This window comes from Actinoplanes sp. NPDC051861 (genome assembly GCF_040681145.1).
GTDB lineage: Bacteria > Actinomycetota > Actinomycetes > Mycobacteriales > Micromonosporaceae > Actinoplanes.
On sequence record NZ_JBFAYE010000003.1, the window covers coordinates 256,453 to 279,667 of the forward strand.

Genomic DNA, 23,215 nt, shown 5'->3' on the forward strand with positions numbered 1-23,215 from the left:
GATTTCGGCAATCCTTTCGAAAGCCAACCCTAGTGATTTCCGGGACCCCTATGAGCGGTGCCGAGAACAGCCGAACGGAAGTTGGGGCAGAGCGGCCATTCGTCCCGATTTCCCGAATGGCCGCCCGCCGCCGTGCGTGGTGTGCTATCCGACGCGGTCCGCGGTGAACTCCGTGGCGTCGCCGATGAACCTGTTGTAGTCCAGGTGCGCCGCCAGGCTGGTGCCACCCTGGCAGAACCGGTCGTTGCGGTTGCAGAACGACCGGGTGCGGTCGGCGACCGCGCCCAGGCTGCCCCGGCGGCGCGGGAAGATCCCGGACCGGTTGCCGTCGGTGACGTTGAAGGCCTCACCGGCGGTGAAGCTCGGGTCGCCGAACAGCAGCACCGCCGCGACCTGGTCCAGGTCGCCGGCGAGCGGCCCGGTCACGGCGTCACCCACGACGTCCGCGCCCTGCGAGTACCCGGTCAGCACGAACGCGGTGTCCGGGCACGCCGCGGCGGTGCGCTGGACCTTCGCGGTCAGGTCCGTCACGCCCTGCCGCACGCTCGCGGTGTAGTTGAACGAGGCCGGGTAGTCGACCGCTGTCGTGCGCACGGTCTGCGGCACCTCCCGGGTGATCCGCTGCGCCAGCGGCGTCAGCAGTACACCCAGCCCGGGGCGTTCGGTCGTGCCGCGCGCGCCCAGCACCTCCACATCGGGGCATCCGTTCCGGGGCGCTTCCGCGGCGAAGGTCAGGGGTGCCACGGCCATGCCTCCCACAGCCACCGCACCCGCCGCCACGAGTGTCACCACCCTGCTCTTGCGCATCTCGACGTCCTTCCGTCTGCCGATAGTTCTTGCACCCAGTACGCAAAAACCCGGATGGGGGATCTGCGACGGCCGTCTCACGTGGATCGGTTGTCATAGGCTTCGATGCGTGGACGTGACTGTCGCGGTCGCCGGGGACGCACCGGCCGATGACCTCTACTCGCTGCGCGCCCGGCTGATCGAGGAGGACGGCCTCGAGGTCGTCCTGATCGAGTCGCCGGCCGTGCCCGGGCGGCTCGGGCCGGGCGTCGACGCGCTGCAGATCGTCGCCGGCTCCGTCTCCAGCGCCTTCGTCGCGTCGCTGGTCGCGTGGCTGCGCACCCGGGTCGGCGCGGTCCGGGTGGTGGTGAAGAGCAAGGACGGCGCCCAGATCGAACTGGACGCCAAGACCGTCGGCGCGCTCGACGCCGCCGGCACCGCCGAGCTGATCCGCGAGCTGCGGGCCGCTCTGGAGGCGAGCGAGGAGAAATGACCGGGCAGCTCTCCGGCGCGGGCACCCGCGTCGTGCTGGTCGGCACCGGGCACCACGACGCGGCGTTCCTCCCGCTGGTCCCGGCGGTGCCGGCCACGGTGGCCGCGCTGAAAGCCGCGTTCGTGCGTGCCTGCGGGGTGCCCGAGGAGAACGTCACCGACGTCGTCGACCCGGCAGACCGGGCCGCGATCCTCACGCCGCTGCGCGAGGCGGCCGGGCAGGCCACCGACGTGCTGGTCTTCTACTACGTCGGGCACGGACTGCGGGACCCGTCGGGGACGCTGCACCTGGCCACCCGGCAGACGTCCGACGACCACCTGATGGCCGACGTGCACTCGGCCGGCGTACCGGCGATCGCCGCACTGCTCGACTCCTTCCCGCGCCTGCGGAAGATCGTCGTCCTGGACAGCTGCTTCGGCGGGCGTGCCGAGCTTCCCCTGGGCCGCAACGGCGCGCTGCTCACCGCCGCCGGGCCGGACGGCCACGCGCTCGCGCCGGAGGGAGCGGACTACACCACGTTCAGCGGCGCCCTCGTCAAGGTGCTGCGCCAGGGCGACCCGGAGGCGCCCGGCGATCTCCGGCTGCGCGACGTGGCGGACGCCCTGACCCGTACGTTCACCGCGACCGGCGACCCGGTTCCCGAACTGCGGGTGGCCGGTGACGCGGGTGACCTGGTGCTGACCGGCAACGTGGCGTACCGCCGGCGCGAACCGGCCCGGCGCGAGCCCGGCGGCGACGCGGAGAGCTGCCCGTACCGGGGGCTGGCCCGCTACACCGAGGCGGACGCGAGCCTTTTCGCCGGCCGGGAGGCGCTGGTGGAGTCGGCGCTGGACACCCTGCGTACGGCGAACGGCCTGACGATCGTCGCGGGACCGTCCGGCTCCGGCAAGTCGTCGCTGCTCTCCGCGGGGCTGATCCCGGCGGTGCGGGCCGGCCGCCTCGGCGGGACACCCGTGGCGCCGGACCGGTGCCTGCGCGTCACCCCGGGCGAGGACCCGCTCGGCGCCCTCGCGGCCGGCCTGGCGGGCTGGTCCGATGCGGACGCCACCGCGCTCCGGGCCGCGTTCGCCGCCGATCCCGCGGCCGTCCGTCTGGCGATCGGCGGCGCGCCGGCAATGATCGTGGTGGACCAGTTCGAGGAGGCCTTCCTCGGACCGGCCGCGCGGGTGCGCACGTTCGTGTCCGCGCTCAGACGTGCCGCCGGGCCGTCCACGCACGTGGTGCTCGGCCTGCGCGCGGACTTCCTGGGTCACTGCGCCGCCCACCCCGACCTGGTGGACGCGCAGGAGCGGAGCACCGTCGTGGTCCGGCCGATGACGGCGGCCCAGCTGCGCGCTGCCATCGAGGAGCCCGCGCGGCGCCGGCGGTTCACCCTGGAACCTGGCCTGGTCGACCTGCTGCTGCGCGACACCGGCGCCGATCCGGACGAGGCCGACCGGGCCGGATACCACCCCGGCATGCTGCCGCTGCTCTCCCAGGCGCTGCTGCGCACCTGGCAGAACCGGGACGGCCGGGAGCTCACGCTGGACGGTTACATCGCCGCGAAGCGGGTGGAGGGCGCGCTGGCGTCGGCCGCCGACGAGGTGTTCGGCGCGCTGCCGGCCGGGGCGCGCGAGGCCGCTCCGGATCTTCTCCTGAGCATGGTGCGGTTCAGCGACGGTGCACCGGAGACCCGGCGCCGGATCCCGGTCGCCGGGCTGACCGGCCCGGCCGCCGAGGCGCTCGAGGCGTTCGTCCGGGCCCGGCTGGTGACCGCCGACGAGACCGGCGCCCAGTTCACCCACGACGCGCTGCTGCTGCACTGGCCCCGGCTCCGCGAGTGGATCAACGAGAGCCGGGCGCGGCTGGTCTCGGTCCAGCAGGTGGAGGGCGCCGCCGGGGAGTGGGCCGCCGCCGGCCGGGACCCGGGGCGGCTCTACCGCGGCGGCCGCCTCGCCGAGGTCCGGGCCGCGATCGGGGCCACCTGCGACCTCAGCCGGGAGTCCCGCGACTTCCTCGCGTCCTCGGCGGCTCACCAGCGGCGCACCGACCTGGTCCGGAGGCTCACCGCGGGCGCCCTGGCGGTGCTCACCGTGGTGGCCACGACGACGGCCGTGCTGGCGTACCGCCGCGGCGACCGGCTGGAACGCGAGCTGCGCTCCGCGAACGCGCAGAGCCTCGCCGGGGCGGCCACCACCGAGGCCGCTCGCCGCCCGGTCTTCGCGACCCGCCTGGCGCTGGCGGCGTGGCGCTCCGACCCGGACGTGCCGGACGCCCGGACCGCGCTGGCCGGGCAGTTCCTGGCCATGCGATCGGTCGGCGCGGCCTTCGACGACCTCACTGACCGGCCCATCACCGGCGTGCTGAGCAGCGCGGACGGCGCCGTCACGGTGCTCAGCGACGCCACGGGCTTCACCGTGGTCACCGGCCTGCTGAGCGGGTCGCCGGCGAGCTGGCGCCTGCCGGCCGAGGGCAGTCGTGTCGTGCTCAGCGCGGACGGCAGATGGCTCGCGAGCACGCGGGTGGGCGCACCGGTGGCCCTCTGGGACCTCACCAGCCCGGCGGGTGAGCCGCCGGGCAGCGCGGCGGGCGCGCCGATCGAGCTGCCCGGCAGCCCGGTCACGCGCGACATCGGCACGCTGCGCATGACGTTCTCCCCGGACGGCAGCCGGCTGCTGCGGACCGACGTCTCCGGGGCGAACGCGCGGCTCTGGGACCTGACCGCGGCGCCGGCCCGGATGCCGCTGGCGGCCCGGCCGTTCGGGCCCCGGCCGGTGGAGGAGGTCCGGTTCACCAGCGACCCCACGCGGGTCCTGGTCGTGCCGGCCGGGAACACGGACGAGCGCACACCGGAGACGCGCGCGCTCGCCGACGGCGGGCTGGTTCACCGGTTCGCGCCCGGTGCAACGTCTGGTGGCGGGGACTGGGTCTTCCATTGTGACGGTACGGAGCCGTTCACCGTGGACGTGCGCTCCGCCGTCACCGGCGAGCGGCATCCCCGGTTCCCGCCGCGGCAGCCGGAGTGCTACTTCGCCCGCACGATCGACGGCGACCACCTGCTGGCGTCCGTCCCGTCGGTCTCGGAGCCGTACTCGAGGATTCGCGTCACCTCCCTGAGGTCGGGCGAGTCCTACGACTACGTGGTGCCGTACCGGTCCGGGTCGCTCGCCGTCGACGACGAACTCGCCCGGCTGGACTTCGTCGACGTGCCGGGTGGTCCGCCGGTGGCGCTGCTCGGCATCGACCGGGCCGTCCTGCGGCTGACCCCGGTCGCCCGCAACCCGCTGACCGTGCCCGGCCGGGCCAGTTCCTCGATGGACGGCAGGTCGATCGTGGTCCGCTCGGACGACGGCGGTGTGGACGCGTTCGACCTGTCGTCCGGCGAGGCCGGCGGCCACCTGGCCAGGCCGGCGTCGACGGCGCAGTTCGCCGCCTTCAACCCGGAGGGCGAACCCTGGTTCATCGAACGGCACGGCACGTCCTGGCAGGTGACCGACTACCGGCTACCGGGACTGACGACCGGGAACACCTACCGCCTGCCGGGCACCGCCACCGAGTACGAGGGGTCGATGATGGCGACGACCCTGCAGGACACCGGCCGGCTCGCGGCGATAGCCGGTGACACGGTCTCGGTCTGGGACCGGGCCACCGGGCGGATGGAGGTTCGGTTCTCGGTGGCGGTCGACGCGGCACAGCGCAAGAGCTTCACGTTCCTCCCGGCGGTGCTGCCCCGGCCCGGGCACCCGGACGAGGTCGCCGTCTACGCCAACGACGAGCGCGTGCAGCTGTGGCGGCTCAGCGGCCCGGAGCGTCTCGGCGCCCTGGGCGCGGTGGCCGACAAGGGCAGCATGGAGTTCGACGCGACCGGCGAGCATCTGATCCACCTGACCGAGGACCGGGCGATCGAGGTCTGGGACGTCGGCAGCGGGGCCCGGACGTCGTCGTTCACCACCGACGGCGCGGTCGAACTGCTCGGCGCGACCCCGGACGGCTACCTCGTGACGAAGGGGTCGCGGGGTACCGGTGAGCGCGTCACGCTCTGGGACCCGGTCCGGCGTACCGAGAGCGGCGTGCTGCAGCTGAGCGGCCGGGAGTTCCAGGAGAGCTACGACGGCGCCGGCGACGTGCTGTCGCTGGGCGGTGTCGACGTGATGCCGGCGGAGGTGCCGCTGACGGCGGAGCGATGGGTGGCGGCGCTGTGCCGGGCGTTCGGCGGCGGGTTCACCGGCGGCCAGCGGGCGGAACTGCCGGACGGCGCACCCACCGGCGACCCGTGCGTCACGAGTTGAGGCGGCCGGCCAGGGCGGTGTGGCGGCGGCCGGCGCCGACCGTGCGGACCGCGGCGGCGAGAGCCTTGCGGGAACCGACCAGCACGACGAGCCTCTTCGCGCGGGTGATGGCCGTGTAGAGCAGGTTGCGCTGCAGCATCATCCACGCGCTGGTGGTCAGGGGGATCACCACGGCCGGGTACTCCGACCCCTGCGAACGGTGGATCGTGATGGCGTACGCGTGCGCCAGTTCGTCCAGTTCGTCGAAGTCGTACTCGATCGATTCGTCCTCGTCCGTGCGTACGGTAAGAATTTGCTCCTCGGGCGAAAGCCCGGTCACGACGCCGACCGTGCCGTTGAAAACCCCCGCCGCGCCCTTGTCGTAGTTGTTCCTGATCTGCGTGACCTTGTCGCCCACCCGGAACACCCGCCCGCCCATCCGCCGCTCCGGCAGGCCCTCCCGGGCCGGGGTGAGACGTTGCTGCAGCAGCGTGTTGAGCGCGCCCGCGCCCGCCGGACCGCGATGCATCGGCGTGAGGATCTGCACGTCGCGGCGCGGGTCCAGGCCGAATTTGCGGGGGATCCGGGCGCAGGCGACGTCGACGGTGAGCTCGGCGGTCGCCTCGGTGTCGTCGCTCGGGAAGAGGAAGAAGTCGCGCATGCCGTCCAACAGCGGCGGGCGGCCCTGGTTGACGCGGTGTGCGTTGGTGACGACGCCGCTCTCGGCGGCCTGCCGGAAGATCTGGGTGAGCCGCACGCGGGGGATCGGGTCGGAGGCGAGCAGGTCGCGCAGAACCTCGCCGGCACCGACCGACGGCAGCTGGTCGACGTCGCCGACCAGCAGCAGGTGCGCACCCGGTGCAACGGCCTTCACCAGCTTGTTCGCCAGGATCAGATCGAGCATGCTGGCCTCGTCGACGACGAGCAGGTCGGCGTCGAGGGGATTGTCACGGTCGTAGGTGGCCTCGCCGCCGGGCTGCAGCTTGAGCAGGCGGTGGACGGTCGCCGCCGGGTGGCCGGTCAGTTCGGCGAGCCGCTTCGCGGCCCGGCCGGTCGGTGCGACGAGCTGGATCTTGGCGCGCTTGGCGGCGGCGAGTTCGACGATTGATCGTACGGTGAAACTCTTGCCGCATCCGGGCCCGCCGGTCAGGACCGCGACCTTCTCGGTGAGCGCGAGTCTGACGGCCTGTTCCTGTTCCTTCGCCAGCTGCTGCCCGGTCCGCCGGTGGAGCCAGTCGAGAGCCTTCTCCCAGTCGACGGTCTGGAAGGCGGGCATCCTGTCCGACTTGTCGAAAATCTGCTTCTTCAGTGTGGAGCTCAGCGACATCTCCGCGCGGTGGAAGGGCACCAGGTAGACGTCGTCGTTCTCGCGGACCACGCCCTCCTCGGCGACGAGCTCGGCCAGGCAGGACGGGATCAGCCCGCCGGGCACGTCGAGGATCTTGGCGGCCTCGGCGGCCAGCTCGTCGGCCGGCAGGAAGCAGTGCCCGTTGTCGGTGGCCTGGGAGAGGGTGTACTGGAGCCCGGCCTTCACCCGTTCGGGGCTGTCGTGCGGGATGCCGACCGCCTGCGCGATGGTGTCGGCGGTCTTGAAGCCGATGCCCCAGACGTCCGCGGCCAGTTTGTACGGGCTGTTCTTGACGATGCTGATGCTCGCGTCGCCGTACTTCTTGAAGATCCGCACCGCGATCGACGTGGAGACGCCGACGCCCTGCAGGAAGACCATCACCTCCTTGATCGCCTTCTGCTCGGCCCACGCCGAGGTGATCTTCTTGGTGCGTTTCGGGCCCAGTCCGGCGACCTCGATCAGCCGCTCCGGCTGCTCCTCGATGATCTGCAGGGTGTCCAGTCCGAAGTGGTCGACGATGCGCTCGGCGAAGACCGGCCCGATGCCCTTGACCAGCCCGGATCCCAGGTACCGGCGGATGCCCTGGATGGTGGCGGGCAGCACGGTGGTGTACGAGAGGACCTCGAACTGCCGCCCGTACTGCGGGTGTGACGACCACCAGCCGGACAGCCGCAGACTCTCCCCGGGCTGTGCGCCCAGCAGCGCCCCGACGACGGTGAGCAGGTCGGAGCCGTGACCGGTGGCGACCCGGGCGACCGTGTACCCGGTCTCCTCGTTGACGTACGTCAGCCGCTCCAGCACGGCCTCGAGCTCGTGCGTCTTCTTCGGAGAGCTGTTCGGCACGCCGCCCATCGTGCCCGCCGGGCTGTTGCCGTTCACAGTCAGGGCCTAGCGTGATCACACATGGCGCATTTCGACTTCCCGCTCGCCGAGTTGCGGGCGTACGTCCCCTCGACCCCTGAACCGAAGCGCTTCGACGACTTCTGGTCCGGCACCCTGGCGGCCGCACGGCGCGCCGCCGTCCCGCCCGTTGTCACCGAGGTCGCCACCCCGCTGCGCGGCGTCACCACGTATGACGTGACGTTCTCCGGGTACGCGGGCCAGCCGATCAAGGCCTGGCTGAACCGCCCCGCGGGCGCCACCGGGCCGCTTCCGGTCGCCGTCGAGTTCATCGGGTACGGCGGCGGCCGCGGCCTGCCGATCGACTGGCTGCTGTGGGCCAGTGCCGGGTACGCGCACCTCGTCATGGACACCCGCGGTCAGGGCGGCAACTGGCGTGGCGGTGACACCCCGGACGTGGACGACTCGGGAGCCGGGCCCTCGACGCCGGGCTTCGTGACCCGGGGAGTGCAGTCGCCGGAGACCCACTACTACCGGCGGCTCTACACCGACGCGGCGCGGGCCGTCGAGGTCGCGGCAGAGTTGCCCGGCGTCGACCCGACCCGTCTGGTGGTGACCGGCAAGAGCCAGGGTGGCGCGCTGTCGCTGGTGGCGGCCGGGCTGGTGCCGGACCGGGTGTCGGCCGTGGTGTCCGGTGTGCCGTTCCTGTGCGACATCCGGCGCTCGGTGACGATCACGGACAGCAATCCGTTCAACGAGGTGGTGCGGTTCCTGCGGGCCAACCCGAACCTCGCGTCCCGGACGCTGGAGACGCTGGACTTCATCGACGTCGTGCACTTCGCCAAGCGGGTCACGGCGCCGGCCGTCGTGTCGGCGGCGCTGATGGACGACGTGTGCCCGCCGTCCGGGGTGTTCGGGGCGTACAACTCGCTGAGCGGCCGCAAGCAGATCGAGGTGTACGAGTGGGACGGCCACGACGGTGGGCGCTCGTACTTCGACACCCTCGCCCTGGAGTTCGTCGAAGGGGCTATGTAGAGAAAAGACAGTGGGGTCGGCTACGGTGTCCGCATGATCGCGCTGACCCGAATCACCCGGTGGGCGTTGCGTGTGGCGGCCCGGCGCTGGCCCGCGGCCGTCCGCGACGAGATGCTCCGCGAGTGGCACGCCGAACTGGCCGACCTCCAGAGCCGTCCCGGCACCTCCGGGCGGCAGGCCGGTTACGCGTTCAGCCTCCTCACGTCGCCGCCGGTCCGGGACGGCTCCGGCGTGCCGCGCGGCTGGGGCGGGACACGCCCCTCCGCGGGCTTCGGCCCCGCGGCCGCCCTGGTCGCCGCCGCGATGCTCGGCGCCGTCATCTGGCAGGTGACCCGGCAGATCGGGTTCATCGGGTTCGGCTGGTCCGGCGCGCTGGTGCAGGGAATTGTCCTGACCCTCTGGGGTGTCCCGGTCGCCTGGTGGCTCGGCCGCCGCCTGCCGATGTCAAGGGAGGGCCGGTTCGGCCGGGCCACCCCCGCGGTCCTGGCGCCGCTCGCCGTGATGCCGGCCGTGCTGGCGATGAGCGGCATCGACGTCGACATCATCCCGGTGATCGCGGTGCTGGCGTGGACGGCCGGGACCGCGATCCTCGGCCGCGCGGTCGTCCGGGCCCGCCGCGCGGCCGCCGTGGTCCTGACGATCGTGGGCGTTCCGACGGTGGCCGTCTCCGCGACCGCCCTGTCCACCCTGCCGATCGTGTTCAGCTGGCCGGAGGGGCTGGGCGCGGGGCTGCGGGCCGCGTATCTCTCGATCACGATCCAGACCGACGCGCTGGTCATGCCGGACGGCGTCCTCTCGTTCCCGTTCGTCGGCGGATCTCTGGGGCTGCTCGTCGCGTACGGATGGCTCCCGATCGTGTACGGACGGAGCGCGGCCGGTGCGGCTCGCCGGCCGGCGCGGGTGCCCGCCTCCGTGCCGGCTCCTCCGGCCGGTCTGCCCGTGGCGGCGCTCGTGGCCGGGGTGGCCGCGGTTGCCGGGGGAGTGGTGGCCTGGGCCTACACGGTGGCCGTGCTGACACCGGGCCTGCCGGTGTGGTCGGCGGACGCGCCGATGCCGGGCGGTGACGGCGAGATCTATCTGTGGGCGGCGGAACTGCGCTGGGGCGCGATCCTGCTGGCCGCGCTCGGCATGACGGCGGCCACGGCGAATCGGCGGTCGGCGCTGCGTCCCGCGGTGCTGCTCGGTGCCGGTCTTCTGACCGTCGAGGCGGTGCTGCTGCGCTTCGAGGTCTCGGGTGCGGCGGGGATGCGGATCGCCCTGCTCAGCGCGCTCGTGGTGATCGGCTTCAGCTGGGTGGGGGCGGGGCGGGTGCAGGCGATTCCGACCCGCCGCCGGGTCATGGTGGTGGCGGTCGGTGCCAGTGCGTGCGGGCCGCTGCTGTTCTTCCAGAGCACTCCGGCGGAGAACCACGCGTTCATGCCGCTCGGGCTGCCGTTGACCACGGCACTGGTGGCGGTGGGCGGGGTGCTGCTGGGGACGGTGACCGCTGTCGCGGTCCGCCGGCCGCGGCTGCACCGGGCGGCGGCGGTAGCGCTGATCGGGATCCCGGTCGCGGTGGCGGCGGGTGTTGCGCCCTACCTGGGCAACGGGGAAGGGGAGACGGCCCCGGCCCTCGCCGGCACGGCGGCGCTGTCGCTCGGCGTCGTGGTGGCCGCGGTGGTCAGGCAGCACCGGGTCCGCAGGCGGGGGCGGACGGTGGCGCTCTGGGGCGCTCTGGCGGTGGCCGCTGTTCCGGGGGCGGTGGCGGTGCTCTACCTGGGGATCTTCGTGCTGATGGTGGTGCCGTCGATGCTGTTCCTGGTGGACGGGACGGGCTACCCGGCAGACGGGATCTCGGTGCTGCCGGGCGCGGCGGTCCTGGTGCTCCCGGCGGCGATGCTGACGGCCTACCGAGAGGGCGGCAGCGCTGTGGCGGTTCCGGACGGGCCGGGCGAACTGCCAGACCTGTCCGGTCGCCTGGCGCCACGGAACGTGACGGAGCCGGCCTGAGCCACGGGGGATCAGGCCGGCTCCGTTCTCAGCCGCCTCAGATGATCGTGCGGAGAATGCTGATGGCCAGGAAGACGACGATGAACGCCAGGTCGATGCCGACTCCGCCGACCCGCAACGGCGGCAGGACGCGCCGGACCGGGGCCAGGATCGGCTCGGTGACCTTGGTCACCGCGGTGGTGGCGCGCGAGCGGAACGAGCCGGGCATCGCCGGGCCGGCGATCGCCACGCTCCAGTCGAGCACCGCCCGCCCGATCAGCAGGAACTGCACGATCAGCAGCACCAGGTCGATCAGACGAAGAAGACCCATCAGTACCTCCAACTGCGGGAATGTGCTCCCACTATGCGGCGGTCACCTGTGGGTTTCCTAAACGTCGGCTGAGACCGCGCCGGGTTGAGGACCTCAGTTGAAGTGCTCGGGGTGCGGGCCGGTGCGGCCGTCGCTCTCCAGGGCGTCGATCGCCGCCATCTCCTCGCCGGTCAGCTCGAAGTCGAAGATGCCCAGGTTCTCCCTGATGCGCGCCGGCGTGACCGACTTCGGGATGACGACCCGCCCCTGCTGCACGTGCCACCGCAGCACCACCTGAGCCGGAGTCCGGTCGTGCGTGGTGGCGATCGACGTCACCGCGTCCTCGGCGAGCACCGCCGCCTGGGCGAGCGGGCTCCACGCCTCGGTCACCACGCCCAGTTCGGTGCCGGCCGCCTGGACCGATCGCTGCTGGAGCGCCGGGTGCACCTCGATCTGGTTGACCGCCGGTACGGTGCCGCCCAGGTCGGCGACGGCCCGCAGGTGCTCCGGGAAGAAGTTGGAGACGCCGATGGCCCGGATGCGGCCCTCGGAATACAGCTTCTCCATGGCGCGCCAGGTGTCGAGGTACCGGCCGTGCTTCGGGGTCGGCCAGTGGATCAGGTAGAGGTCGAGCTGGTCGAGCCCGAGCCGGGCCAGGCTCGCGTCGAACGCCTGGAGCGTCTCGTCGTACCCCTGATCGGTGTTCCACAGCTTGGTGGTGATGAACAGCTCGTCGCGCGGGATGCCACTGCCCTTGATCGCGGACCCGACGCCGGTCTCGTTGCCGTAGGCCGAGGCCGTGTCGATGCTGCGGTAACCGGCCTCGAGCGCGCTGCTGACGGCGGCGGTGGTCTCCGCCTCGGGGATCTGGAAGACGCCGAATCCGATCTGCGGCATGGTGATGCCGTTGTTCAAGGTGACGTTCGGAATGCCGGCCATTGCGGGGTCCCTCCGGTGTTTGAGCGAGCGCGCCGAAGCCGCCGGGGTTTCCGGCGGAGCGCGCGAACGCCTCTACCTCTACCCTGCCCGGCCCTTCCCACCAACCGAACTCCCCGAACAGGGACCACCTAGCCGCGGATCCCAGGCATTTTTGCCGGATCGCCCGGGATCCGCGGATCAAGATCCCGTCGGGGGCGAGGGTGGTGGGCGCGCGGGGTGTGCGGATGGTGGCGCCGGGGTCGCGCTGCCGGGGCCGTCGAGGGCCCGGTGAGGGGGCGCGAGCGCGAGCGTCGGGCGCCGGGAGGTACGGGAGGACGCGCGCTGCGGCGGCAGAAGTTCGCCGGCGGGGGCGGCGGCGTCGGCGGAGACAACTCCGGAGGACGCGGCTCGGTGTGCTGATGCGGTCAGTAGTCGTAAGGAACGGCGGGGTGGGCCGGCTCTCCCGGTGCGGCTCATGAGGGATCTCCTCGGCCGGCACGGGGGGCTGCCCGGTGGTGGAGGCCCGTCCGGTGCGCTGGTGCCGCGGCCCGCCTGGCTGTTCGCCGGCGGCCGCGCCGGTGGGCTCACAGCCCGACCAGTCTGCGCGTCGTGGCCCGTCTGGACAACGCCCGTCTGGAGAACGCCTGTCTGGCTCGCTCCGAGAACGACTGTGTCGCGGATGCCGCGAAAGTCGGCGGGGCCGCGGGCCGGATGGCCGCGGGTGAGGCGGCCGTCGGGGATGTGGTGTGTGCGCCGCTGGGGAGGGCGGCGGGCGGGGATGTGTGGAGTGTGCCGCCGGGGGTGGCGGCCGGCAGGTCACCGTTAACGGGGGCGGTGACCTGCGGTCTCAGTGGGCTGCCGGTGGGATCGGCGTCCCGGGAAGCCCCCGTCGGCTCGGTGCCGCCGGGGGCTTCGGTCGTGCTCCGGGACCCGTCAACCGGTATCGCCTCGGCTCGATGCATGGCGCTCATTATTGATGAACGTGCATTTAACGCAAGTCTCTCGGAGTGCCTGTAACGGCGCGGAAACAACTTTCCTCAGAACGGGTACGCCGGGGGCTTGTCACGGACCGTGACCCAGCGGGTCTCGGTGAAGGCCTCGACGTTGGCCGCCGCGCCGCCGAACCGGGAGCCGGTACCGGAGGCCGCGACGCCGCCGAACGGGCTGTTCGCCTCGTCGCTGACGGTCTGGTCGTTGATGTGCACGATGCCGGTCGGGATCTGCTCGGCGAGCGCCAGGCCCTTCATCACGTCGCGGGTGACGATGCCGAGCGACAGCCCGTACTCGCTCGCGGTGGCGAGCCGGACCGCCTCCTCGGCGTCGCGGAACCGCAGCACCGGGGCGACCGGGCCGAAGATCTCCTCGGTGAAGGCCGGGGTGTCGTCGGCGACGTCGGCGAGCACCGTGGCCGGGTAGAACAGGTCCCGGTACGTGCCACCGGCCGCCACCCGGGCGCCACGGGACGCGGACCGGGTCACCACCTCGTGGATCTTGTCGCGCTGCCCGGCGTCGATGATCGGGCCGAGCGCGACCTGTTCGCGGTTCGGGTCGCCGACGGGCAGGGCGGACGCCTTGGCCGCGAGGCGCTCCACGAACTCGTCGTACAGGCGCTCGTGCACCAGGTGACGGCCGGTGGTCATGCAGATCTGGCCCTGGTGGAACCAGGAGCCGAAGGAGGCCGCGCCGACCGCGCCCTCGAGGTCGGCGTCGTCCAGGACGATCAGCGCGGAGTTGCCGCCGAGTTCCAGGTGTGCCCGCTTGAGGTGCTCGCCGGCCAGCGCGCCGACCCGGCGCCCGGCACGGGTGGAGCCGGTGAACGAGATGACGCGGACGAGGGGGTGGGTGATCAGGGCCTCGCCGACGTCGGCGGCGCCGGGCAGCATCTGCAGGACACCGGGCGGCAGGCCGGCCTCCTCGAAGATCCGCGCGAGCGTCACGCCGCCGGTCACGGCGGTGCGCGGGTCCGGCTTGAGCAGCACGGCGTTGCCCAGGGCCAGCGCCGGGGCGACGGACCGGATGGCCAGGATGATCGGCACGTTGAACGGGGCGATCACGCTCACCACACCGGCCGGGACCCGGCGGGCCATGGAGAGCCGCGGCTCCTCGCTCGGGAGCAGTTCGCCGTACGGGCGGCTGGGCAGCGACGCTGCCTCGTAGCACTCCTGCTCGGCGACGTGCAGGGCGAAACCGGCCATCGGCGGGATCGCGCCGACCTCGCGGACGTTCCATCCGGAGATCTCCGCCGCGTACTCGCCCCACAGCTGGGCGGCGCGCCGCAGCACCGCCGAGCGGGCCGGGTGCGGGGTGGCGGCCCAGGCCTTCTGCGCCTCGGCGGCACTGCGCGCGGCCTCGTCGACGTCCTCGGCGCCCGCCCGCCCGATGCGGCCGAGGACCTCGCCGGTGGCGGGTTCGACGACGTCGTACGCCCCACCCCGCCCCGGTCTCCACTCGCCGCCGATGTAGATGTTCCCGGTCCAGATCTTCTCGTCCAGCAGCATGGCCGCTCGCCTCCCGTTGGTTCAGGGTGCGCCGACGCTATGCCCATGTTTCCGGCAGATCAACGAAGTGTTCGACTCATCCGAACGCCAGTTCGTTCACCGATATCCAAGACGGGTGGATATCTCCGCGACCGTGTGCCGCAGTGGTCGTTCCAGCCGCGCCACCACGGTGTCCGCGCTGGTCGACCACACCGTGAGGTGCACCGCGATGTTGACCGCCGCGACCACCCGTCCGGTCCGGTCGCGCACCGGCGCGGCGACCGAGCGCAACCCGGAGGCCAGTTCCTCGTCGTTGACCGCCACCCCGCACTGCCGGATCTTCGCCAGCGCGGCGGTCAGCTGCTCGCGGTTGGTCAGCGTCTTCGGGCCGCGGCGGGCGAAATCGGTCCGGTCCAGCAGCCCGCGCAGCACGCCGGGCTCCTGGTACGCCAGCAGCACCTTCCCCATCGACGTGCAGTACGCCGGCAGCCGCGACCCCACGTGCAGGTTCAGCGCCATCGCGAACGACGTGGCCGCCCGGCCGCTGCGCCGGCGCTCCACGTACACGATGTCGGTGCCGTCGAGCACCGCCATGCTCACCGTGTAGCCGGTCTCGTCGGAGAGCGCCTGCAGGTACGGCGCCGCCACCCGGTTGATCTCCAGCGCGTTGATCGCCGCGAACCCGAGGTCGACCACCCGCGGTCCCAGCGAGTACTTCTTCGTCTCCGGGTCCTGCTGCAGGTAGCCGAGCCGGGCGAGGGTCGCCACGTACCGGTAGGTGGTGCTCTTGTTCAGCGAGACGGCCCGGGACAGGTCGGCGATGCCGAGCACCGGGCGGGATTCGCTGAAGGAGGACAGGATCGTGAGCCCGCGTTCGAGAGATTGGGAGAACGCGGTGCTGGACGTGGGTTCGTCATCGGCGGCCATGGCGCATGCTAACCAACCGTTCGACATGTTGAAACGCTGTGTTGACCTCTGAACTCGCCGGTTCTAACTTCCTCGCACCACCGAACCGCCGGGAGGTCACCATGGAAAACCTCACCCGTCGTCATCTGCTCTCCGGACTCGGCCTCGGCGCCGCGAGCCTCGCGCTCGGTGCCTGCAAGGGCGCCGAGACCACCGGGTCGGACATATTGAAGATCGGTTTCGTCAGCCCCCGCACCGGTCCCGCCGCCAGTTTCGGCGAGCCGGACTCCTACGTTCTCGAACTCGCCCGCAAGAAGCTCGCCGAGGGCCTCACCATCGGCGGCACGAAGTACGAGGTCGTCGTCGTCGACAAGGACAGCCAGTCCAACCCGCAGCGCTCCTCGCAGGTCGCCAACGACCTGATCAACGGCGAGGGCGTCGACCTGATGCTCACCACCTCCACACCGGAGACCGTCAACCCGGTCTCCGACGCGTGCGAGGCGGCAGGCGTCCCCTGCGTCTCGACCGTGGTCCCGTGGCAGGCCTGGTACTTCGGCCGCGGTGCCAAGGAGGGGCAGAACGACGCGTACAAGTACACGTTCCACTTCTGTTTCGGGGTGGAGCAGTTCCACAGCGCGTACACGCACCTGTGGCCGCAGGTGCAGACGAACCGCAAGGTCGCGGTCATGTGGCCGAACGACAGCGACGGCAACGCGATCCGGGCCTCGCTCGGGCCGATGCTGGAGGAGTCCGGGTACACGATCGTCGACCCGGGCGCGTACACCAACGGCAGCAACGACTACTCGGCGCAGATCGCCAAGTTCAAGGCCGAGGGCTGCGAGATCTTCAGTACCTTCCCGATCCCGTCGGACTTCGCGACGTTCTGGCGGCAGGCGGCGCAGCAGGGCTTCCGGCCGAAGATCGCCCAGGCGGCGAAGACCGGGCTGTTCCCCTCGCAGGTGGAGGCGCTCGGTGACATCGGTGTCGGGGTGGCCAGTGCCGCCTACTGGACCCCGACGTACGGGTACACCTCGTCGCTCACCGGGGTCACCTCGCAGGACCTCGGCGACGGCTACCAGACGGCGGCCGGCAAGCAGTGGACCCAGCAGCTGGGGCCGAGCCTGGCGCTCTTCGACGTCGCGGCCGCGGCTCTCACGGCCGCCAGCAACCCGAAGCAGCGTGACGCGGTGGCCGCGGCGATCGGCTCCCTGGAGGTGGAGACGCCGGTCGGCAAGCTCAAGTGGGGCGCCGGGCCGAACAAGAACGTGGTCACCACGCCGATCCTCGGCGGGCAGTGGGTGCCGGCCGCCGCGGGCAGCCCGTACCCGCTGGACTTCGTCCTCTGCGAGAACTCGTCGGACCCGAACGTGCCCGTCGCGGGCAAGCTGAAGCCGTACGGGACCGTCGCGTGACCACCCCACCAGTGCTGGAGGGCACCACCCTGCGCAAGCGGTACGGCCGCCTGCAGGTGCTCGACGGCGTCGGGTTCACCGTCGCCGCCGGTGAGGCGGTCGGCGTGGTGGGGCCGAACGGCGCCGGCAAGACCACGCTGCTCAACGTGCTCGCCGGCTCGGTCACGCCCGACGCGGGTGTGGTCCGGGCCGGCGGTACCGACGTGACCCGGCTCGGCCCGCAGCCGCGGTGCCGCCGGGGCATCGGCCGCGCACACCAGATCCCGAAGCCGTTCGGCGGGATGACCGTGCTGGAGAACGTGCTGGTCGGCGCCGCGTACGGCGCCGGCCTGCGCGGCTCGGCGGCACAGCGGCACAGCGTCGAGGTGCTGGGCCGGTGCGGCCTGACCGAACTCGCCAACCGCCGGGCCGGCACGCTCGGGCTGCTGCACCGCAAGCGGCTCGAGCTGGCCCGCGCGGTGGCGACCGGCCCGCGGGTGCTGCTGCTCGACGAGATCGGCGCTGGCCTCACCGACGCCGAGGCGGCCGAGCTGGTCACCACCATCCGGGACCTGCGCGCGGCCGGGATCGCGATCGTCTGGATCGAGCACATCGTGCACGTGCTGCTGCAGGTCGTCGACCGGCTGGTCTGCATGGACGCGGGGAAGGTGATCGCCGACGGCGACCCGGAGACGGTCCTGAGCGACGCGGTGGTCGTGGACGCCTACCTGGGGAAGGCGCGGTCATGAGCCTGCTGCGGGCCGAGTCGCTCACCGCTCGGCACGGGCTGCTTCCCGCCGTACGCGAAATGGCTCTGGAAATCGCTGAGGGTGAGATCGTCGCCCTGGTCGGCGCGAACGGTGCCGGGAAATCCACCCTGCTCCGGACGCTCGCCGGCGCCCATCCGGCGGCCGGCGGAAAGATCGTCTTCGACGGGACCGACATCACCGCCCGGCCCGCGCACCAGCGGGTCGCGCTCGGCCTGGCCCTGGTCCCGGAGGGCCGGCGCCTGTTCCCCGGCCTGACCGTCGACGAGAACCTGGCCGTGGCCGCCCGCCGCGCGCGGCCCGGGCCCTGGAAGCCGGAGACCGTCTACGAGGCGTTCCCGGCACTCGCCGGACTGCGCGGGCAGCGCGCCTCCGGGCTCTCCGGCGGGCAGCAGCAGCTCACCGCGATCGCCCGCGCGCTGCTGACCAACCCGCGGCTGCTGCTGGTCGACGAGGTGTCGCTCGGGCTGTCCCCGGTGGCGGTGGACGGCGTCTACGAGAGCCTCACCGGCCTGGCCGACCGGCCCACGCTCGTGCTGGTCGAGCAGGACCTGGCCCGCGCCCTGGACGTCGCGGACCGGGTGATCTGCCTGCTCGAGGGACGCGTCGCACTCGAGGCGGCGACCGGGTCGGTGACCCGTGAGCAGGTCACCGAGGCGTACTTCGGCCTGAGCCGGAGGAAAGCGGCATGAGCTGGGTGAACGCGATCCTCCAGGGCGTCTTCCTGGGCGGCCTGTACGCGCTGTTCGCCTGCGGCCTGTCCCTGATGTTCGGTGTCATGCGGATCATCAACCTGGCCCACGGCGACCTGGCCGTCCTCGGCGCGTTCCTGGTCTGGTGGGTGGCCACCCAGTTCGGCGTGGCGCCGGTCGTGGCCGCCGCGTTCGCGCTGCCGGTGATGCTGGCGCTCGGCTACCTGCTTCAGGTCACGGTCCTGACCCGCAGCCTGCGGTCGGGCGAGCTGACCCCGCTGCTGACCACGTTCGGGCTGGCCATCGTCATCCAGAACACGCTGCTGCTGGTCTTCTCGCCGGACGTGCGGTCGCTGGGGACGGCCAGTCCCTGGCTCACCACCGGGAGCTGGCGGATCACCGACGAGCTGACCGTGCCGTACCTCGGGCTGGTGATCCTGCTCGTGGCGGTCGCCGTCCTCGGCGGCCTGCACCTGGTGCTGCAGCACACCGGCTTCGGCCGGGAGATGCGCGCGGCGGCACAGGACCCGGACACCGCCGGCCTGGTGGGTGTGCCGGCCACCGCGGTGTACGCCCGCGCGACAGCGATCGCCGTGGGTACGGCGACGATCGCGGGCACGTTCCTGGCCCTGCACTCGACGATCGACCCGGCCAGCGGGCCGGTGCAGCTGATCTTCGCGTTCGAGGCGGTGGTGATCGGCGGGCTCGGCTCGCTGCGCGGCACCCTGATCGGCGGGCTGGTGCTCGGGGTCGCGCAGACGCTGGGCGCGCAGATCGACCCGCAGTACTCGATCCTCGCCGGGCATCTGGTGTTCCTGATCGTCCTGGCGAGCCCGCAGGGACGGCTGTTCTGGCGGCGGCGGGAGGCGGTGGCGTGACCTACACAGTGACCCGGTCGGACCGGGCGTCGCGGTTCGGCTCGGCCGGCCTGATCGCGACCGCGGCGATCCTGACGACCGTGCCGGTCTTCTTCATCGCGACCGTGGTGCAGCAGCTCACGAGCCTGTTCGTCTTCGTGATCCTGGCCGTCATGTGGAACGCTCTGGCCGGTTACGGCGGGATGGTCTCGGTGGGGCAGCAGGCGTTCATCGGCTTCGGCGCCTACGGCACCGTTTTCCTGACAAATCGCGATATACACCCATATGTCGCGGTCGTCCTGGCGGCAGTCGCCTCGGCGATTCTGGCCGCAATCCTGGCGCCACTGGTACTACGGCTCAAAGGTGGACAATTCGCCGTCGGTACCTGGGTGATAGCCGAGGCCCTCGCGCTGCTGATCATTCTCGACCACAGCCTCGGCGGCGGTACCGGCGTCTCGCTGCGCGGCCTGAACGTCTACAGCCCCGACGACCGGCGCTCGTACACGTACTGGCTCGCGCTCGCCTTCCTGGTCGTCCTGCTGGTCGCGGTCTTCCTGCTGCTGCGCGGCCGGACCGGCCCCGGCCTGCAGGCGATCCGCGACGACGAGGAGGCGGCCGCGTCCCTCGGCGTACGCGTCTGGCCGCTCAAGGCCGGCCTCTACGTCCTGGCCGGGTTCGGCTGCGGCGCGGCCGGTGCCCTGATCATGGCGAACACGCTGTTCATCGAGCCGAGGTCGATCTTCGGCGTGCAGTGGACGGCGTACATGATCTTCATGGTGCTGGTCGGCGGGATCGGCACGTTCGAGGGGCCGTTGTTCGGCGCGCTGCTGTTCTTCGCCGTCCAGTACTGGTTCGCCGACTACGACGCCTGGTACCTGATCGGTCTCGGTCTGACCGCCGGCGCGTTCGCGCTGTTCCTCCCGCACGGGCTGTGGAGCCTGGTCCAGAAACGTTCCGGCCTGCGCCTGCTGCCCGTCGGCTACCATCTGCAGCGCGATGGACCAGGAGATTAGGGCGGTCCGGCACCACGTCGGTGGGGTCTGGGCGGACGGTGCGAACGGGCGGACGTACGACAAGCGCGACCCGTGGACGGGGGAGATCTTCGCCCGGGTGGCGGCGGGGGACGCGGACGACGCGCAGGCCGCGATCGGCGCGGCCCAGGCGGCGTTCCCGGACTGGTCGGAGACCCCGCCCGCGCAGCGGCAGGGCCTGATGCTGCGGGCGGCGGAGATCCTGGCGCGCCGCCGGGACGAGGTTCGCGGCATGCTGGCGGCCGAGACCGGGTGCGGGGTCGTCTTCGCCACCATCCAGCTGGACTTCTGCGTGAACATGCTGCGGCAGGCGGCCGGGCTGGCGTACGCGCCCGCCGGTCAGATCCTTCCCTCGGACCTGGCCGGCACGCGGGCCCTCGCCATGCGCCGCCCGGTCGGCGTGGTCGGTGCCATCGCGCCGTGGAACGCGTCGCTCGTGCTCGCCGGCCGGGCGGTGGTGGCGCCGATCGCGGTCGGCAACACGGTCGTGCTCAAGCCGTCCGAGGAGGCACCGCTCACCGGGGGCGCACTCTGGGCGGAGATCCTGGCCGAAGCCGGGCTTCCGGCCGGGGTGCTCAACGTGGTCACCCACGCGCCGGGAGAGGCCGGCGCGATCGCGGAGACCCTAATTCAAGATCCACGGGTACGCCGGATGAGCTTCACCGGCTCCACCGTGACCGGCCGCCGCCTGGCCGAACAGGCCGGCCGTCACCTGAAACGCATGGTTCTCCAACTGGGCGGCCACAACCCGCTGCTGGTGCTCGCCGACGCCGACCTGTCGTACGCGGTCGACGCCGCCACCTACGGCGCGTTCGTGCACACCGGCCAGACCTGCATGTGCGCGCGCCGCATCATCGTGGACCGCTCGATCGCCGCCGAGTTCACCGAGCGTTTCGTGGCCCGCGCCGCCGCGCTGCCGGTCGGCGACCCGTCCGACCCGGCCACCATCGTCGGCCCGGTGATCAACGAGTGGGCGCTCTCCCTGCTCGAACGGCGGGTACGCGAGGCGGTCGGCCTGGGAGCCCGGCTGCTCACCGGCGGCGTTCCGGCGGGCCGCTGCTTCCCGCCGACGGTGCTGTCCGGTGTGCCGCCCGAGGCGGAGCTGGCCTTCGACGAGACGTTCGGGCCGGTCGTGCTCCTCGAGGAGGCGGACGGCACCGACGACGCGCTGCGGCGGGCCAACGCCACCGACTTCGGGCTCACCGCCGGGGTGATCACCGGGGATCCGTACCGTGGGCTGGACCTGGCCCGCCACCTGCAGGCCGGCATCGTGCACGTCAACGACCAGCCGGTCAACGACGAGCCGCAGATGCCGTTCGGCGGTGTCAAGGACAGTGGCGCCGGCCGCTTCGGCATGGGCTTCGCCGCCGAGGAGTTCACCCAGGTCCAGTGGGTCACCGCGCGCGAGGGCCGCCGCGACTTCCCGTTCTGAGCCGCTCCCTCAGCATGCGGCCATGGCGGGCACCGCGCGTTCGCCGAGCAGGAAGGTCGCCAGGCGGGACGCCGACTCGGCCGGGGTGCAGCCGGTCTCGCGGGCGGCGCGCAGTATCCCGGCCAGGGTCTCGCCGATGCCGTCGATGCGGGCGGCGATCTGGACGGCCGACTCCCGGTGCAGCTCGGCGGCGATCGCGTGGACGATGCCGCCGGCGCTGACCACCACGTCCGGTGCCCAGAGGATGCCGCGCTCGTGCAGCAGCCGCGCGGTGCCGGGGACGTTCCCGGCCGGCCCGCTCACCCCGGCGAGCTGGTTGTTGGCCGGCCTGCTCACCCCGGCGAGCTGGTTGTTGGCCGGGCCGGCGATCGCGGAACAGGCCAGCCGGGGCACGGTGGCCGGGGTGAGCAGGCCGCCGAGCGCGGCCGGGACCAGCACGTCGACCTCGGCGGTGAGGCAGCTGTCCGGGTCGGTCCAGGTGGCGCCGTGCTGCTCGGCGACGGCACGCCGGGACTCGTCGACGTCGGCGGTGATCACGTGGCCGCCGGCCTCGGTGAGCAACCGGAGCACGTGGCTGCCGACGCGGCCCAGGCCGAGCACGGCGAAGGAGCGGCCGGCCAGGTCCGGCGAACCGAAGCGCTCGGCGGCCACGGCGCGCAGGGCGGCGAGCACCCCCGCGGCGGTGTGCGGGGAGGAGTCGCCGCTGCCGCCGGTCGCTGCCGGGCGGCAGAAGACGTACGGCGTACGCTCCCCGATCGTCTCCATGTCCGCGGGGCCGGTGCCGACGTCGGGCCCGGTGGCGTACGTGCCGCCCAGGCGTGCGATCACGTCCCCGGCGTCGTGCAGCACGGCGCGGCGTCCCGGCTCGTCAAGGACGGTCCCGGGTGGCAGCGCGATCACGGTTTTGCCGCCGCCGTGTGGCAGCCCGGCCAGTGCCGCTTTCTCGGTCATCGCGGCGGACAGGCGCAGCGCGTCGTCGAGACCGTCGCGCCAGTCCGCGTAGTGGGTGAGGCGGCAGCCGCCGATGGCCTGCCCGAGAACCGTGGAGTGGACCGCCACCACGATCGGCAGACCGGACCGGGAGCCCCGCTCGACGACGACTCGCTGATGAGTTAACAGCATGGCAATCTCCCGTACATATGAAGGCTTGTTGCCCTTGAGGCTAGGACGCCGAGCGGACTCACAATGATCTCGCCGAACGAAATTCGGCCGGCATGCCAGAATGGCGGCCGTGGACGACATTGATTCGGCACTCGTGCGGGAACTGCAGCGCAACGCCCGGCAGACCAACCGCGAACTCGCCCGGACGGTCGGCATCGCGCCCTCGACGTGCCTGGAACGGGTCCGGCTGCTGCGCGACCGCGGTGTGATCACCGGCTACCACGCGGAGGTCAGCCTCACCGCGCTCGGCCGTGAGGTCCAGGCGCTGCTGCACGTGCAGGTCCGGCCGCTGACCCGGACCGTGATCGAGGGGTTCAAGTCCTACACGTCCGGGCTGCCCGAGGTGCTGTCGGTGTTCGTCCTGGCCGGCGGCGACGACTTCCTGGTGCACGTGGCGGTGCCGAGCGTGGACGACCTGCACGCGTTCCTGATGGACCGCTTCACCGACCGGCGGGAGATCATCGGGTTCCGCAGCTCGATCATCTATCACCACGCGCGGAACCGGGTCGTCGAGCCGGCCGGCCTCACCCGCCACGTGTGACCCCGGCCGGGACCC

18 protein-coding genes are annotated in these 23,215 nt (G+C 72.3%); 11 read left to right on the forward strand and 7 right to left on the reverse strand.

The genetic code is table 11. The features are described from left to right. Nucleotides 1-144: 144 nt before the first annotated feature. Nucleotides 145-807, reverse strand: coding sequence for a cutinase family protein (locus AB0M02_RS12030; RefSeq protein WP_364224973.1), 663 nt, complete (start codon nt 805-807; stop codon nt 145-147). 109 nt (nt 808-916) lie between these two features. On the opposite strand from AB0M02_RS12030, the gene AB0M02_RS12035 reads away from it, so the two are divergent. After that, complete coding sequence (locus tag AB0M02_RS12035; protein WP_364224975.1) at nt 917-1,279, forward strand: hypothetical protein; 363 nt, start codon at nt 917-919, stop codon at nt 1,277-1,279. Continuing rightward, nucleotides 1,276-5,547 (forward strand): caspase family protein, encoded by a 4,272-nt coding sequence (locus tag AB0M02_RS12040; protein WP_364224977.1) that lies wholly within the window; start codon nt 1,276-1,278, stop codon nt 5,545-5,547. The genes AB0M02_RS12035 and AB0M02_RS12040 overlap by 4 nt, the downstream gene beginning before the upstream one ends. Here AB0M02_RS12040 and AB0M02_RS12045 read toward each other — a convergent pair. After that, nucleotides 5,537-7,726, reverse strand: coding sequence for an ATP-dependent RecD-like DNA helicase (locus AB0M02_RS12045; RefSeq protein WP_364226053.1), 2,190 nt, complete (start codon nt 7,724-7,726; stop codon nt 5,537-5,539). The genes AB0M02_RS12040 and AB0M02_RS12045 overlap by 11 nt on opposite strands. Nucleotides 7,727-7,777: 51 nt before the next feature. Here AB0M02_RS12045 and AB0M02_RS12050 point away from each other — a divergent pair, with 51 nt between their 5' ends. Both AB0M02_RS12050 and AB0M02_RS12055 read left to right on the forward strand, forming a co-directional pair. After that, nucleotides 7,778-8,749, forward strand: coding sequence for an acetylxylan esterase (locus AB0M02_RS12050; RefSeq protein WP_364224979.1), 972 nt, complete (start codon nt 7,778-7,780; stop codon nt 8,747-8,749). 33 nt (nt 8,750-8,782) lie between these two features. Continuing rightward, nucleotides 8,783-10,738 (forward strand): hypothetical protein, encoded by a 1,956-nt coding sequence (locus AB0M02_RS12055; protein WP_364224981.1) that lies wholly within the window; start codon nt 8,783-8,785, stop codon nt 10,736-10,738. Between the two features lie 37 nt (nt 10,739-10,775). Here the strand turns inward: AB0M02_RS12055 and AB0M02_RS12060 are convergent, their stop codons facing one another. From AB0M02_RS12060 to AB0M02_RS12075, 4 genes are all read right to left on the reverse strand, one after another. Continuing rightward, on the reverse strand, nt 10,776-11,048 hold the full coding sequence (locus AB0M02_RS12060; RefSeq protein ID WP_364224983.1) for a YggT family protein: 273 nt from the start codon (nt 11,046-11,048) through the stop codon (nt 10,776-10,778). A 93-nt stretch (nt 11,049-11,141) separates the two neighbouring features. After that, on the reverse strand, nt 11,142-11,966 hold the full coding sequence (locus tag AB0M02_RS12065; RefSeq protein ID WP_364224985.1) for an aldo/keto reductase: 825 nt from the start codon (nt 11,964-11,966) through the stop codon (nt 11,142-11,144). Between the two features lie 1,016 nt (nt 11,967-12,982). Next, nucleotides 12,983-14,443, reverse strand: coding sequence for a benzaldehyde dehydrogenase (locus AB0M02_RS12070; RefSeq protein ID WP_364224987.1), 1,461 nt, complete (start codon nt 14,441-14,443; stop codon nt 12,983-12,985). A 96-nt stretch (nt 14,444-14,539) separates the two neighbouring features. Then, entirely contained in the window at nt 14,540-15,349 is an 810-nt protein-coding gene (locus AB0M02_RS12075) for an IclR family transcriptional regulator (RefSeq protein WP_364224989.1), read from the reverse strand. Nucleotides 15,350-15,450: 101 nt separating this feature from the next. Here AB0M02_RS12075 and AB0M02_RS12080 point away from each other — a divergent pair, with 101 nt between their 5' ends. Genes AB0M02_RS12080 through AB0M02_RS12105 form a run of 6 tightly spaced genes read left to right on the forward strand, consistent with a single transcriptional unit; the run spans nt 15,451 to nt 21,498 of the window. Beyond that, nucleotides 15,451-16,740: an ABC transporter substrate-binding protein gene (locus tag AB0M02_RS12080; protein WP_364224991.1), complete on the forward strand. Its 1,290-nt coding sequence runs from the start codon at nt 15,451-15,453 to the stop codon at nt 16,738-16,740. Beyond that, nucleotides 16,737-17,468: an ABC transporter ATP-binding protein gene (locus tag AB0M02_RS12085; protein ID WP_364224993.1), complete on the forward strand. Its 732-nt coding sequence runs from the start codon at nt 16,737-16,739 to the stop codon at nt 17,466-17,468. Before AB0M02_RS12080 ends, AB0M02_RS12085 begins: the two co-directional genes overlap by 4 nt. Continuing rightward, a complete protein-coding gene (locus AB0M02_RS12090) occupies nt 17,465-18,178 on the forward strand; it encodes an ABC transporter ATP-binding protein (RefSeq protein WP_364224995.1) in 714 nt (237 codons plus the stop codon). The genes AB0M02_RS12085 and AB0M02_RS12090 overlap by 4 nt, the downstream gene beginning before the upstream one ends. After that, a complete protein-coding gene (locus AB0M02_RS12095; RefSeq protein ID WP_364224997.1) occupies nt 18,175-19,056 on the forward strand; it encodes a branched-chain amino acid ABC transporter permease in 882 nt (293 codons plus the stop codon). Before AB0M02_RS12090 ends, AB0M02_RS12095 begins: the two co-directional genes overlap by 4 nt. Then, complete coding sequence (locus AB0M02_RS12100) at nt 19,053-20,048, forward strand: branched-chain amino acid ABC transporter permease (RefSeq protein ID WP_364224999.1); 996 nt, start codon at nt 19,053-19,055, stop codon at nt 20,046-20,048. Before AB0M02_RS12095 ends, AB0M02_RS12100 begins: the two co-directional genes overlap by 4 nt. Next, nucleotides 20,032-21,498 (forward strand): aldehyde dehydrogenase family protein, encoded by a 1,467-nt coding sequence (locus AB0M02_RS12105; RefSeq protein ID WP_364225000.1) that lies wholly within the window; start codon nt 20,032-20,034, stop codon nt 21,496-21,498. The genes AB0M02_RS12100 and AB0M02_RS12105 overlap by 17 nt, the downstream gene beginning before the upstream one ends. A gap of 9 nt (nt 21,499-21,507) precedes the next feature. On the opposite strand, the gene AB0M02_RS12110 is transcribed toward AB0M02_RS12105, so the two are convergent. Continuing rightward, nucleotides 21,508-22,620 carry a Glu/Leu/Phe/Val dehydrogenase dimerization domain-containing protein gene (locus AB0M02_RS12110; protein WP_364225002.1) on the reverse strand — a complete coding sequence of 371 codons (1,113 nt, stop codon included), beginning with the start codon at nt 22,618-22,620 and terminating at the stop codon, nt 21,508-21,510. 100 nt (nt 22,621-22,720) lie between these two features. On the opposite strand from AB0M02_RS12110, the gene AB0M02_RS12115 reads away from it, so the two are divergent. Beyond that, on the forward strand, nt 22,721-23,200 hold the full coding sequence (locus AB0M02_RS12115; protein ID WP_364225004.1) for an Lrp/AsnC family transcriptional regulator: 480 nt from the start codon (nt 22,721-22,723) through the stop codon (nt 23,198-23,200). Nucleotides 23,201-23,215: the final 15 nt, after the last annotated feature.

What these genes read in the sequence shown, in the direction of transcription:
- AB0M02_RS12065 (WP_364224985.1), bottom strand. Translation starts at nt 11,966, where the DNA reads ATGGCCGGCATTCCGAACGTCACCTTGAACAACGGCATCACCATGCCG.
- AB0M02_RS12070 (WP_364224987.1), bottom strand. Translation starts at nt 14,443, where the DNA reads ATGCTGCTGGACGAGAAGATCTGGACCGGGAACATCTACATCGGCGGC.
- AB0M02_RS12045 (WP_364226053.1), bottom strand. Translation starts at nt 7,726, where the DNA reads ATGGGCGGCGTGCCGAACAGCTCTCCGAAGAAGACGCACGAGCTCGAG.
- AB0M02_RS12060 (WP_364224983.1), bottom strand. Translation starts at nt 11,048, where the DNA reads ATGGGTCTTCTTCGTCTGATCGACCTGGTGCTGCTGATCGTGCAGTTC.
- AB0M02_RS12030 (WP_364224973.1), bottom strand. Translation starts at nt 807, where the DNA reads ATGCGCAAGAGCAGGGTGGTGACACTCGTGGCGGCGGGTGCGGTGGCT.
- AB0M02_RS12090 (WP_364224995.1), top strand. Translation starts at nt 17,465, where the DNA reads ATGAGCCTGCTGCGGGCCGAGTCGCTCACCGCTCGGCACGGGCTGCTT.
- AB0M02_RS12115 (WP_364225004.1), top strand. Translation starts at nt 22,721, where the DNA reads ATGGCGGCCGTGGACGACATTGATTCGGCACTCGTGCGGGAACTGCAG.
- AB0M02_RS12055 (WP_364224981.1), top strand. Translation starts at nt 8,783, where the DNA reads ATGATCGCGCTGACCCGAATCACCCGGTGGGCGTTGCGTGTGGCGGCC.
- AB0M02_RS12080 (WP_364224991.1), top strand. Translation starts at nt 15,451, where the DNA reads ATGGAAAACCTCACCCGTCGTCATCTGCTCTCCGGACTCGGCCTCGGC.
- AB0M02_RS12050 (WP_364224979.1), top strand. Translation starts at nt 7,778, where the DNA reads ATGGCGCATTTCGACTTCCCGCTCGCCGAGTTGCGGGCGTACGTCCCC.
- AB0M02_RS12110 (WP_364225002.1), bottom strand. Translation starts at nt 22,620, where the DNA reads ATGCTGTTAACTCATCAGCGAGTCGTCGTCGAGCGGGGCTCCCGGTCC.
- AB0M02_RS12075 (WP_364224989.1), bottom strand. Translation starts at nt 15,349, where the DNA reads ATGGCCGCCGATGACGAACCCACGTCCAGCACCGCGTTCTCCCAATCT.
- AB0M02_RS12105 (WP_364225000.1), top strand. Translation starts at nt 20,032, where the DNA reads ATGGACCAGGAGATTAGGGCGGTCCGGCACCACGTCGGTGGGGTCTGG.
- AB0M02_RS12095 (WP_364224997.1), top strand. Translation starts at nt 18,175, where the DNA reads ATGAGCTGGGTGAACGCGATCCTCCAGGGCGTCTTCCTGGGCGGCCTG.
- AB0M02_RS12040 (WP_364224977.1), top strand. Translation starts at nt 1,276, where the DNA reads ATGACCGGGCAGCTCTCCGGCGCGGGCACCCGCGTCGTGCTGGTCGGC.